This is a genomic window from Phycicoccus sp. Root101, from assembly GCF_001426245.1.
Taxonomy (GTDB): domain Bacteria; phylum Actinomycetota; class Actinomycetes; order Actinomycetales; family Dermatophilaceae; genus Pedococcus.
Genome location: NZ_LMCM01000005.1, coordinates 514,716 through 526,487, shown reverse-complemented (window position 1 = coordinate 526,487; position 11,772 = coordinate 514,716). Strand labels below are relative to the sequence as shown.

General features: G+C 72.7%; 13 protein-coding genes. 3 read left to right on the top strand and 10 right to left on the bottom strand.

Going from position 1 to position 11,772, the window contains the following annotated elements:
• Window positions 1–19: 19 nt before the first annotated feature.
• A complete protein-coding gene (locus ASC58_RS07100; RefSeq protein WP_056916996.1) occupies window positions 20–802 on the bottom strand; it encodes an electron transfer flavoprotein subunit beta/FixA family protein in 783 nt (260 codons plus the stop codon).
• A 133-nt stretch (window positions 803–935) separates the two neighbouring features.
• Between ASC58_RS07100 and ASC58_RS07095 the strand changes: the two genes are divergently transcribed.
• Window positions 936–1,697: a bifunctional 2-polyprenyl-6-hydroxyphenol methylase/3-demethylubiquinol 3-O-methyltransferase UbiG gene (locus ASC58_RS07095; RefSeq protein WP_200947750.1), complete on the top strand. Its 762-nt coding sequence runs from the start codon at window positions 936–938 to the stop codon at window positions 1,695–1,697.
• Window positions 1,698–1,705: 8 nt separating this feature from the next.
• Here ASC58_RS07095 and arfB read toward each other — a convergent pair whose 3' ends face one another.
• Window positions 1,706–2,191, bottom strand: coding sequence for an alternative ribosome rescue aminoacyl-tRNA hydrolase ArfB (gene arfB / locus ASC58_RS07090; protein ID WP_056918798.1), 486 nt, complete (start codon window positions 2,189–2,191; stop codon window positions 1,706–1,708).
• Between the two features lie 51 nt (window positions 2,192–2,242).
• On the opposite strand from arfB, the gene ASC58_RS07085 reads away from it, so the two are divergent.
• Window positions 2,243–3,763: a 1,4-alpha-glucan branching protein domain-containing protein gene (locus ASC58_RS07085; RefSeq protein WP_162246826.1), complete on the top strand. Its 1,521-nt coding sequence runs from the start codon at window positions 2,243–2,245 to the stop codon at window positions 3,761–3,763.
• On the opposite strand, the gene ASC58_RS07080 is transcribed toward ASC58_RS07085, so the two are convergent.
• The 7 genes from ASC58_RS07080 to ASC58_RS07050 form a co-directional block, all read right to left on the bottom strand.
• Window positions 3,747–4,958 carry a HAMP domain-containing sensor histidine kinase gene (locus ASC58_RS07080; RefSeq protein WP_056916992.1) on the bottom strand — a complete coding sequence of 404 codons (1,212 nt, stop codon included), beginning with the start codon at window positions 4,956–4,958 and terminating at the stop codon, window positions 3,747–3,749. The genes ASC58_RS07085 and ASC58_RS07080 overlap by 17 nt on opposite strands.
• Complete coding sequence (locus ASC58_RS07075; RefSeq protein ID WP_056918876.1) at window positions 4,955–5,638, bottom strand: response regulator transcription factor; 684 nt, start codon at window positions 5,636–5,638, stop codon at window positions 4,955–4,957. The genes ASC58_RS07080 and ASC58_RS07075 overlap by 4 nt, the downstream gene beginning before the upstream one ends.
• Window positions 5,639–5,659: 21 nt before the next feature.
• The gene (locus tag ASC58_RS07070; protein WP_056918797.1) at window positions 5,660–6,181 is read right to left on the bottom strand and encodes a DUF2231 domain-containing protein; all 522 of its coding nucleotides are present in this window, start codon (window positions 6,179–6,181) and stop codon (window positions 5,660–5,662) included.
• Between the two features lie 111 nt (window positions 6,182–6,292).
• Window positions 6,293–6,886 (bottom strand): acyltransferase, encoded by a 594-nt coding sequence (locus ASC58_RS07065; RefSeq protein ID WP_235529127.1) that lies wholly within the window; start codon window positions 6,884–6,886, stop codon window positions 6,293–6,295.
• 79 nt (window positions 6,887–6,965) lie between these two features.
• Window positions 6,966–7,901: a class I SAM-dependent methyltransferase gene (locus ASC58_RS07060; protein WP_056918795.1), complete on the bottom strand. Its 936-nt coding sequence runs from the start codon at window positions 7,899–7,901 to the stop codon at window positions 6,966–6,968.
• A 3-nt stretch (window positions 7,902–7,904) separates the two neighbouring features.
• Window positions 7,905–8,684: an enoyl-CoA hydratase/isomerase family protein gene (locus tag ASC58_RS07055; protein WP_056916988.1), complete on the bottom strand. Its 780-nt coding sequence runs from the start codon at window positions 8,682–8,684 to the stop codon at window positions 7,905–7,907.
• Complete coding sequence (locus tag ASC58_RS07050) at window positions 8,681–9,166, bottom strand: hypothetical protein (RefSeq protein WP_056918794.1); 486 nt, start codon at window positions 9,164–9,166, stop codon at window positions 8,681–8,683. Before ASC58_RS07050 ends, ASC58_RS07055 begins: the two co-directional genes overlap by 4 nt.
• A gap of 34 nt (window positions 9,167–9,200) precedes the next feature.
• Here ASC58_RS07050 and glgX point away from each other — a divergent pair, with 34 nt between their 5' ends.
• On the top strand, window positions 9,201–11,360 hold the full coding sequence (gene glgX, locus ASC58_RS07045) for a glycogen debranching protein GlgX (RefSeq protein ID WP_082553036.1): 2,160 nt from the start codon (window positions 9,201–9,203) through the stop codon (window positions 11,358–11,360).
• Here the strand turns inward: glgX and ASC58_RS07040 are convergent.
• The gene (locus ASC58_RS07040; protein WP_056918793.1) at window positions 11,336–11,764 is read right to left on the bottom strand and encodes a hypothetical protein; all 429 of its coding nucleotides are present in this window, start codon (window positions 11,762–11,764) and stop codon (window positions 11,336–11,338) included. The two genes, glgX and ASC58_RS07040, sit on opposite strands and share 25 nt — an antisense overlap.
• Between the last annotated feature and the right edge of the window lie 8 nt (window positions 11,765–11,772).

Below are 11,772 nucleotides of genomic sequence, written 5' to 3'. Positions count from 1 at the left end.
TTCCTTGTCTCTGGCCGGCTCAGACGAACTTCTGCGCGGACAGGAACTCGGCGAGCTTCGTGCCGCCGTCACCTTCGTCGGTGACGATCTGGCCCTGCTCGCGCGGGGGGCGCTTGGTGAACGACTCGACCTTGGTCCAGGCGGCCTCGAGGCCGACGAGCGAGGCGTCGACGCCGAGGTCGGCCAGCGACCACTCCTCGACCGGCTTCTTCTTCGCGGCCATAATCCCCTTGAAGGAGGGGTAGCGCGGCTCGTTGATCTGGTCGGTCACGGAGACCAGCGCGGGCAACGAGGCGACGATGGTCTCGGACGCGGCGTCACCGTCGCGCCGGATCGTCACGGTGGACCCGTCGACGGTCAGCTCGGAGGCGAACGTCACCTGCGGCAGGCCGAGGCGCTCGGCGAGCATCGCCGGGACGACGCTCATGGTGCCGTCGGTCGAGGCCATGCCCGTGATGACGAGGTCGGGCGACCCGATCTTCTTCACGGCCTCCGCGAGGACGAGCGACGTCGCCACGGAGTCGGACCCGTGGATCGCGTCGTCCTTGACGTGGACGGCCTTGTGCGCGCCCATCTGGAGGGCCTTCTTGAGGGCGTCGGCGGCCTGGTCGGGGCCGACCGTCAGGACGGTGACCTCTCCCTCGCCGGCCTCGACGATCTTGAGGGCCTCCTCGACGGCGTACTCGTCGAGCTCGGACAGCAGTCCGTCGACACCCACGCGGTCGGTGGTGTTGTCGGAGTCGTTGAAGGTGCGGTCGGACTGTGCGTCCGGAACGTATTTCACGCAGACGACGATGTTCATGCGCTGATCGTCCTCTTCCAGGTAGGGAATGAGATGAGGTCAGGTGCCATCCTTACAGTCCGTGCTCGCCGAGGGCACACCAGCGCCGCGTGACGCTCACCACGGGGTGCTCCCAGCGAGTCAGGAGGTGACCGTGGACACACGTGTCCCCATGGTCATCACCGGCGAGCGCACGGTCCCCGGCGTGTGGCACGAGAACTACTGGTTCCGCCGCCACGAGGCCGCGTATGCCGCCCTCCCGGGCTGGGTGCCCTCGCCTCCGGGCATCGTCCTCGACGCCGGCTGCGGTGAGGGGTACGGCGCCTCCGTGCTCCGCGCCTCGTGGCCCGGCGCCCGGGTCGTCGGGGTCGACTACGACCCCATCGCCGCGGCCCACGCCGCGCGCACCCACGGTGGTGAGCAGGCGGCATACGTGCGGGCGGGACTGACCGCGCTCCCCCTCGTGGACGACGTGGCGGACCTCGTGGTGTCGCTCCAGGTGCTGGAGCACCTGTGGACGCCGTGGGAGTACGTCGGGGAGCTGGCGAGGGTCGCTGCGCCCGGTGGTGTGGTGGTGCTGTCGACCCCGAACCGGCTCACCTTCTCCCCCGGGCTGGGGCGGCTCGAGGCGCCGTCGAACGCCTACCACTCGCGGGAGTACGACGCCCTCGAGCTGGAGCAGGAGCTGCGGGCGTGGCTGCCGGGCAGCGGGGTGCGGGTCGCCGGCCTGCACCACGGCGAGCGCCTGCGCGCCCGGGAGGCCGCGCACGGGTCCCTGGCCGAAGCCCTGGCTGCACCGGTCGAGGACTGGGGTGAGGAGCTGCGCGACCTCGTGGCGACGACCACGACAGCCGACTTCGTCCTCGGGGCCGCCGACGACGCGTGCCTCGACCTCGTGGCGGTGCTCAACCCCTGACGGACGGCTCAGCCGTCGCCGGTCGAGCGACGCCCGGCCTTGAGCTGGCCCCGGCGCTTCTTGGAGTCGAGCCGCCGACGGCGCGAACCCATCGTGGGGCGGGTGGCCCGACGCGGGGGCGGGTCAGGAGCGGCGGCCTCGCGGATCAGGGCGACGAGGCGCTTGCGGGCCGCGACCCGGTTCTGGCGCTGGGCGCGGTGCTCGGAGGCGACGACGATGATCCGACCACCCACGAGGTGCGGGGCGAGCCGCTCCACCAGACGCTCCCGCACGCGCTCTGGCAGCGCGGCCACGGCCCCCGACGTGGCGGGGTCGAACTCGAGCTCGACCCCGCTGTCGGTGGTGTTCACGCCCTGCCCTCCGGGCCCGGACGACCTCGAGAACCGCTCCACGAGCTCCCCGGCGTCGATGCGCAGCCCCTGCGGCAGCCCCGGTCCCGGCGGGACCGCGAGCGCGGCACCCGGCTGCGGCCGGCTGGCGGGGGGCGTCGTCACGGCACCACTCCACCACAGGCGCGCCCGAGGGGTACGGCAGACTGCTCCCTCGTGACCTCACCGGTGCCGGGCACGTTCTGCCTCGTCCTGCACTCCCACCTGCCGTGGCTGCCGGGTCACGGTGTGTGGCCGCTGGGCGAGGAGTGGTTGTCCCAGGCGTGGGTCGAGTCCTACGTCCCCCTCGTCGCAGAGCTGGACTCCCTTGCGGCGGAGGGACATCGGGACGTCCTGACCCTCGGCGTCACCCCGGTCCTCGCCGCCCAGCTGGACCACCCGCGGATGCGACGCGACGTCGGCACGTGGGTGGGTCTGGCACAGCAACGGGCCCGTGAGCTGGGGTTCGACCCGGACCCTTCTCGGCGCGCGGCGGCGAGCCGGGAGTATGCCGTGGCGGCCCGGGCCGAGGAGCTGCTCGCCACGCGCTGGAGCGGCGGTGGGTCACCCGTCCTGCGCTCCCTGCGTGACACCGGCGTGGTCGAGCTGCTCGGCGGGCCGCCGGCCCACCCCTTCCTGCCGCTCCTTCTGCCCGAGGTCGCCGCCCTGGCGCTGGAGGCAGGGTTGTCCGACAGCACCTGGCGTCTCGGGCAGCGACCACGCGGGATCTGGTCTCCCGAGTGCGGCTGGACGCCCGGTCTGGCGTCGGTCTTCGACGCCGCAGGGATCGGTCACTTCGTCGTCGACGAGCAGCTCGTCCGGGACGCGGGCGGCCACCCGCACGCCGCGTGGCGGGTCGAGGGGTCCGGTGTCGTCGCGGTCCCCCGGGACCTGGAGGTGACCAACCTCGTCTGGTCCTCGCGAACCGGCTACCCGGCCGCCGCGGCCTACCGGGACTTCCACTCGCGCGACCCCGGAACGGGGATCCGGCTCTGGGCGGTGGGACACGGTGGGGACGGCGCGAAGGCGACGTACGACCCGCAGGCCGCGAGCGCACAGCTCGACCGAGACGTCAGCCACTTCGTTACGGCGGTCCGGGGCCGGCTGGAGCAGGCGCTCACGGCCACGGGCGCCCCGGGGCTCGTGGTGGCGGCGTACGACACCGAGCTGTTCGGTCACTGGTGGCACGAGGGGCCCCAGTTCGTGGGACGGGCGATCCGGGCGTTGCGGGACAACGGGATCCACGTGGATACGCTGCAGAACGCCCTGGCCGCGGGGCACGTCGCGGGAGAGCTCGCCCTCGGTGCGGGGTCGTGGGGCGCGGGAAAGGACTTCTCCGTGTGGGACGGTCCAGCAGTGTCCCACCTCGCCCACGAGAACACCTGGCTGCAACGGCGTTGGCTCGACCTCGTGGCCCGCGAGCGGTCGGCGGGGCGGCTCGGGAACCGCCGCCCGGACCTCGACCAGCTGCTGCTCACCCTGTGGAACGCGCTGTCGAGCGACTGGGCCTTCCTCGTGTCCCGCGGCCAGTCGGTCGACTACGCCCTGCGTCGCGCCGACGAGCACCGGGTCGACTTCCACCGGCTCGCCCAGCTCGTCGAGGACCACGACGACCGGGCGCCGGTCGAAGCCGCCCGGCAGGCCCGCCACGACCGCACCTTCCCGGCAGTGGACGCGAGGGTCACGCCGGGCCGGTGACCTCGAGGGGTGCCGTCTCGAGCGGCACCGCTCGGAGCCGGACCTCGAAGGTCGTCCCGACGCCCCCCGGGACCAGGCGGACGGTGCCCGCGTGCCGGTCGACGACCTCGCGCACGAGGGCCAGCCCGATGCCGAAACCCGGCGACGACGGCCCCTTGGTGAACCGTTCGAACACACGGCTCGCCGCGCCGGGGTCGATGCCCGGGCCGTCGTCGGCAACGGTGAGGACCACGTCGTCGCCGTCGTCCCGCAGCCGCACCGTCACCGTGGTGGCAGCGTGGTGGAGGGCGTTGTCCACCAACGCATCCACCACCCGGCGCAGTGCGGGGAACGCGCCCCGCACAGGGGCCACCGGCTCCACCTCGGCCAGCAGCCCCACGCCGCGTCGGGCCGCGAGCTGGTGGTCGAGGGTCACGACCTCGTCGACGAGGGCGGTGAGGTCGACCAGCTCCCCCGCGTCGGGCGACGCGTGCACCTCGGCGGAGTGCAGCAGGTCCTCGACGATGTCGGCCAGCGCCGCGGCCTCACGGCGAAGGAGGTCGACGTCGGGTGCGAGCTCGGACGACGGCGGGTCGTGGCGCAACGTGTCGTGGAGCAGGTCGGCGCGCAGCGCGAGCCGGGCCAGCGGCGTACGCAGCTCGTGGCTGGCGTCGGCGATGAACTGTCGCTGCTTCAGCAGCGCGTCGTCCCAGACCCCGACGGCCCGTCGACCGAGCCGCCCACCGGCGACCAGGGCCACGAGGGCCGCAGCAGCACCGGCGACGGCGAGGGCGAGGAGCAGCCGGTGCCGCTCGGACTCGTAGGGAGCGAGGTCGACCCCTGCCTGCACGACCGTGCCGCCCACGGTCCTGGTCCGCGTCTGGTACTCGCCGTCCTCGACGTACGCCTCGCGCTCCACCCTGGTGCCGCCGCGGGCCTGCGCGAGGTCGTCCTCCGTGGGGAGCGACCCGGGGGCACCCACGGAGGCGGTGCGCCGACCGGAGGCGTCGACGCTGACCACCCAGGTGCCGCCGGGGACGGCCTGCGCGTCGGGGACGGCCAGCAGGGACGACAGCTGCGACTGCACCTCGCGGTGCTGACCGACCAGCACGAGGCCGACGGTCGCGAGGCCGGCCACGAGGACCCCCGCCACGACGCCGGCGAGCGCCTGGACCGCGATGACCCGTCGGGCTCGGTCGAACGGGTCGGTGCTCACCCGCGGCCCAGCTCGCCGGCCCGGTAGCCGACCCCGCGCACGGTCCGGATGACGTCCCTGCCCAGCTTGCGGCGGATGGCGTACACGTAGGTGTCCACGAGGGACAGGCTCGTGGTGCCCGGGGCGAGGGAGTCCCGCAGCTCGTCACGGGAGAACACCCGGGTGGGGCGCCGGGCCAGCTGCGCCAGGAACGCCCCCTCGGCCGGTGAGAGCTCGACCGAGGACTGGTCCTCGAGCACGACGGCGTTCGTCGCGGTGTCCAGCCGGGCGGTCCCCAGGGGGAGGGAGACGGCCACGTCGTCGAGGTGGCGGCGCAGCAGGGACCGCACGCGGGCCAGCAGCTCGGCGGAGTCGAACGGCTTCACGAGGTAGTCGTCTGCTCCCCCGTCGAGACCCTCCACGCGGTCGCGGACCGTGCCGTGCGCGGTGAGGACGAGCACCGGGGTGGCCAGTCCCTGCCTGCGCAGCCGCGTGATGAGGTCGACGCCGTCCCCGTCGGGAAGCCGGCGGTCCACCACCATCACCGCGTGCGAACCGGTCAGGGCCGCGTGCAGGCCGGACTGCACGTCCGGGACGGCCTGCACGGCATACCCCTCGCCCTCGAAGAGCCGCACGAGCAGGGTCCGCAGGCCGCGGTCGTCCTCGACCAGGAGCAGCTCGGTGCTCGACACGTCACCCATGTCGTCCAGCATGGCAGTGCGTCAGCGCGCCGGTGCGCCCTCGTCCGAGCCGCCGCCGGACGTGGACGTCTGGCTCCACACCGACTTCGCCCCGCTGTGCCCGATCCGCCCGACCTGGACGAGGGTCCCGACTGCGGCCACCACGGCGAGCACGGCGACGACCCGCACGACGGCGGGAGAGGTCGACCGGGCCGCCGAGGCGGGACCCTCACCACGGGTGCCCCGCCGCTCCAGCCAGGCGAGGGCGAGCGCGAGCACGGTCACCCCGATCATGAACGGCAGCAGCGTGTCGCCGAGCTCGGTGTGCTCGCGCAGCAGCGCGGACCCCTGGACGTTGCGCTCCAGGTTCTCACCGCTGCTCGTCGCCAGCGGCACCATGAGGAGCCCGAGGAGGGCGGTCGCCGGCGACGCGTACCGGGCCCAGTGCCGGAACCTCGGCGAGACGGCGGACGCACCGAGGAGCAGTGCGGCCAGCGGCACGAGGACCACGACGGCGTGCACGATCAGGGGGTGGGCGGGCAGGCCGAAGATGCTGCTGGGCATGAGGACTCCTGGTCGTCAGGTCATTGGCCTCCCAGCCTGCCCGGGAAATCTCAACCGTTTCTCAAGGGCCGCGGCCAGTCAGGTCAGACTTCCCCCGGACGCGTCCACGGCTCAGGCTCGGGTCCGGACCACACGGCCCGGGACCCCGGCGACGACGGAGTGCTCGGGGTAGCTGCCCCGTGCGACGGCCGAGGCGGCGACGACGCTGTGGTCCCCGATCCGGGTCCCGCGCGTGACGACGACCTTGGTGCCGATCCACACGTCGTCACCGATGCGGACGGGCGACTTGACGATGCCCTGGTCCTTGATCGGCACGTCGAGGCGTTCGGTGACGTGGTCGAAGTCGCAGACGTAGACGTCGTCACCGAGGAGGCAGGCATCGCCGATGGAGATGTCCAGCCAGCAGTTCACGGTGTTGCGTATGCCGATCACGGACTTCGCGCCGACGCGCAGCGTCCCCTCGTGGGCCCGGACCCTCGCGTGCGCACCGAAGTGCGTGTAGGCGCCGACGACGACGCGGGCGTACCCCTCGCGCACCTCGAACCGCACGTCGGGGCCGATGAAGCACGGTCCCTCGAACCGCAGCGACGGGTAGCGGGCGCTGGCCCGGGCCATCCGCAGGTAGCTCAGGAGGTGGTGCCGCGTGAACGCCCGGTGGGACAGGGCCCAGCCGACCCACCGCAGCCACAGGAGCGGTCGGGGCACACCCCACGGTCCACGGTCCGCGCGCTCGCCCCCTCGGCCGTGGTCGACGGGTGACATGTCGGCGTCGGCCGCGTCCACCTCAGCCGGGCTTCACGCCGGTGATGCCGACGTTGTAGAAGAACCTGGCCGGCACGGCCCGGGCGAGCACCCGGTCGACCGCCGACAGGCGACGCCACGAGCCGTAGGCGAACATCGCCCAGCCCCACCCGAGCGCGCCCGGTCGGACGGCGGCCTCGAAGGTCCGCACCGGCCACCCCAGGAACGCCGCTGTCAGCTCCTCGGTGCGGGTGCGCACCTCGACGGCGCCCGCGCGCAGCGCCGTCCGGGCGAGCTCGTCCGGGTCGAACGTGTGCAGGTCCACGACCGCCTCGAGGGCCGCCGCCCGCGAGGACTCGTCGAGCTCCTCGGCGTCCCTGGCCCAGGTGTCGCGCAGCGGCGGCAGCGCGGTGACGGCCTTGGTCGCGTGCCAGGTGACCCGCCCGAGTCGCCGGGCGTACCAGTCACCGATGCGGGTCGGCTCACCGGCGACGACGAACCGTCCTCCCGGCTTCAGCACCCGCAGCATCTCGGCGAACGCCGCCTCGACGTCGGGGATGTGGTGGATCACCGCGTGACCCACGACGACGTCGAAGGTGTTGTCGTCGTAGGGAATTCGTTCGGCATCGGCCACGCGTCCCTCGACGGCGAACCCCAGCTTCTCGGCGTTGGCCTTGGCCGCCTCGACCATGCCCGGCGACAGGTCGGTGACGTGGACCTCGTCGACGATGCCGGCCTGCTTGAGGTTGAGGGAGAAGAACCCCGTGCCCGCGCCGAGCTCGAGCGCCTTGGCGTAGGGCAGTGGGTCCGGCAGGCCCGTGACCGCCTCGAAGCGGTCACGGGCGTAGGCGGTGCAGCGCTCGTCGAACGAGATCGACCACTTGTCGTCGTAGGTCTGCGCCTCCCAGTCGTGGTAGAGCACCTGGGCGAGCTTGTTGTCCTCGTAGGCGCGCTCGACGTCCGCGCGGCTGGCACCCATCGGTCAGGCGCCCTCGAACTTCGCCTTGCCGGGGCCGTTCTCGACGAACGACCTCATGCCGGTGGCGCGGTCCTTGGTGGCGAACAGCGACGCGAACAGCATGCGCTCGATCTCGAGCCCCGTGTCCAGGTCGACCTCGACCCCACGGTCGATGGCCTCCTTGGCGGCGCGGATGGCGTACGCCGGTCCACCGACGTACGGCGCGAGCCGGGCCCGTGCCGCGGCATACACGTCCTGGGCCTCGACGACCTCGTCCACCAGGCCGATCGCGAGCGCCTCGTCGGCGGACACGAACCGTCCCGAGAAGATGATCTCCTTGGCCTTCGCCGGTCCGACGAGGCGGGCCAGGCGCTGCGTGCCGCCGGCGCCGGGGATGATGCCGAGCAGGATCTCGGGCTGGCCCAGCTTGGCGTTCGAGGCGGCGACGCGGAAGTCGCAGGCCAGCGCGACCTCGCACCCGCCACCGAGGGCGTACCCGGTGATGGCGGCGACGGTCGGCTTGGGGATGCGGGCCAGCGTCCTGGTGAAGTCCTGGAGGGCGCCGGAGTGGTCGGCCATGTCGGTGTACGACATGGTCTCCATCTCCTTGATGTCCGCGCCTGCGGCGAACACCTTCTCGCCGCCGTAGATGATGACGCCGGACACGTCCTTGCGCTCCCCCACCTCGACCGCGGCGGCCGCGAGGGCGGCCTGGATCTCCCGGTTGAGGGCGTTCATCGGGGGGCGGTCGAGCAGGATCGTGGCGATCCCGCCCTCGACCTCGACCGAGACGAGGTCGCTCATGCCGGGTCCCCGTCGGTGGCGGGCTCGCCCGCGCCGGGACCGGGGTCGCCGCCGCCCATGATGCGCTCGTGCCACATCTGCACGCCCGCGAGGACGAGCTGGATGGTGACGTTGACCAGGCCGGGCACGTCGGTGTTGGGCACGACGATGTGCTCACCGGTGACGACCAGGGTGTCGTTGGCGAGGCCGGCCTTGACGATGTTCAGCTGGAGGGTGATCTCGTTGCAGGTGGCCAGGCGCGTGAGCGGGTCGCTGGGCACGGCGTCGCTGATGGCCCACTGGCCGAACAGGCGCATGATCTGGAAGTCGCCCTCCGTGCAGCGCACGAACAGCTGCTGCTCCTGCACCGTGAACGCGACGTCGCCGTCACCGTCGATGTCGGGCGACAGGCCCATGTCGATCAGTGCGTCCAGGACGCGTCCGCGGAGGGGGTGCTCGTCCGCGGGCGGCGGGAAGTTGGGCAGCGACGTGGGATCAGTCATGCGCCAACCGTAACCACTACCTAGGCTGAGGACCATGTCGCCTGCCACGCGCCCGCGTGACCTTCCTCCCACCCTGGGCATGACCCTCGTCGAGGGCGGCGCCGAGTTCGCGGTGTATGCCGGGCACGCCGAGTCGGTCGAGGTGTGCCTGTTCGAGACCGGTGACACCGACGGGTCCACGGAGCGCCGCATCCCCCTCGTCGAGCGGACCCACGGAACCTGGTTCGGCTTCCTGCCGGGCGTGGTCGCGGGCCAGCGGTACGGCGTGCGGGCCGACGGTCCCTGGCGGCCCCAGGAGGGCCTGCGCTACAACCCCCACAAGCTGCTCCTCGACCCCTACGCCCGGGCCATCGAGGGCGACGTCCACTGGTCGCCCGAGGTCTACGCCCACCCCGTCGACGCCCGGCTCAGGGGCGACGACGTGCTCCGCGGGAGCCTGGACAGCGCCGGGGTGGTGCCGCGCTGCGTCGTCGTCGAGGACCGCTTCGACTGGGGCGAGGACCGCCACCCCCACACCCCCCTGGCCGACTCGGTCGTCTACGAGGCGCACGTCCGCAACCTCACGATGCTCCACCCCGAGGTGCCCGAGCACCTGCGCGGCACCTATGCCGGGCTGTGCCACCCCGCCGTCATCGCCCACCTCAAGGCGGTGGGGGCGACCGCGGTCGAGCTGCTGCCCGTGCACGCCTTCGCGTCGGAGCCCGAGGTGACCCAGCGCGGGCTCACGAACCACTGGGGCTACAACACGCTCGGCTTCTTCGCCCCGCACTCCCCCTACGCCTCGACGACCGATCCGCAGGGAGTGCTCGACGAGTTCAAGGGCATGGTGCGGCTGCTGCACGCGGAGGGCATCGAGGTGCTCCTCGACGTCGTCTACAACCACACGGCCGAGCAGTCCCGGCAGGGCGCGTCGCTGTCGTGGCGGGGGTTGGACAACCGCGCCTACTACCGGCTCGACGACCGCGGCCAGGACATCGACGTGACGGGGTGTGGCAACACCCTCGACCTGCGGCACGCGATGGTCTGCAAGATGGTGCTCGACTCGCTGCGGTACTGGGTCGACGAGTGCCACGTCGACGGGTTCCGGTTCGACCTCGCGGTGGCGCTCGGCCGTGGCCAGAACGACGACTACGACCCCAACCACCCGTTCCTCGTGGCGCTGCGCACCGACCCCGTGCTCTCCCGGGTCAAGCTCATCGCCGAGCCCTGGGACGTCGGCATCCACGGGTGGCGCACAGGGCAGTTCCCGCCCCCGTTCGCCGAGTGGAACGACCGGTTCCGTGACGCCGTGCGGACCTTCTGGCTGCAGGACGTCGCCTCCCAGGTGCACGGCCACGAAGGCCACGGCATCCGCGAGCTCGGCACCCGGCTGGCCGGGTCGCAGGACCTCTTCGGCGCCCGCGACCGGGGGCCGGTCGCGTCGGTGAACTTCGTCGCCGCGCACGACGGCTTCACGGTCGCCGACCTCACCGCCTACAACTCCAAGCACAACGGGCCCAACGGCGAGGGCAACCGCGACGGCACGGACGGCAACCGGTCGTGGAACCACGGCGTCGAGGGGCCGGTGGACCCCGCCGACGAGCGCAGGGACGACATCGAGGCCGCGCGCCGACGGTCGATGCGCAACCTGCTCGCCACGACCCTGCTCGCGACCGGCGTGCCGATGCTCAACGCGGGTGACGAGTTCGGGCGCTCGCAGGGGGGCAACAACAACCCCTACTGCCAGGACAACGAGGTGTCGTGGTTCGACTGGGACCTCGAGGACTGGCAGCAGGACCTGCTCGAGACGACGAGCTTCCTCACCCGGCTGCGCGCCGAGCACCCGGTCCTGCGGCAACGGACGTTCTTCACCGGCCGGGCGGTCCACGCCGACGGCTCGACCGACCTGTCGTGGTTCGGGGCCGACGGCGAGGCGATGGCCAACGGCCACTGGGAGGACCCCCACACCCGGACCCTGCAGATGTACCTCAACGGCGCCTGGCTCGAGCAGCACTCGCTGCTCCTCGTCCTGCGCGGGGACGTTGAGGACGGCAAGGTGACCCTCCCGACGGTGCCGGGCCTCACGGGGTACGAGCTGCTCTGGGACTCCTCCGACGAACGTCCCGCCCCGACCCGGTCGGCGGTCGTGGACCCCGGGATCGTCGAGGTCCGCGGGGCCAGCCTGCAGGTCTACCGAGCGGTCGACACGACCTGACGGACGCTGCGCCGCCACGGGCGTGGGTGCGTGACGAGCGATGCGACGACGGGGGCCAGCGCGAGGCCCGCGCCCCACCAGACGGCTGCGGACCACGGCGCCTCCACCGTCGCCCACCCCGCGAGCAGTGCGCCGCACAGCAGACCCACCGGCGCGACGCGCCAGCGGACGGACAGCACGACCAGGGTTCCCGCCACGACCAACGGGATCGCGAGCAACCCTGCGAGGTACCCCCACCCGTCGAACCAGTCGCTGCCGGACCAGGCCGGGGCCACCACGGCATACGTGAGCAGCGCACCGGCGCCGAGCAGGCCGACCGCCTCGACGGCGTACGCCCGACCGATCCGGCTCCAGCCGCGGGCACTGTTGACCCCCGCGTCCGCCGCTGCCCCGCCACGCGCCATACCGGCAG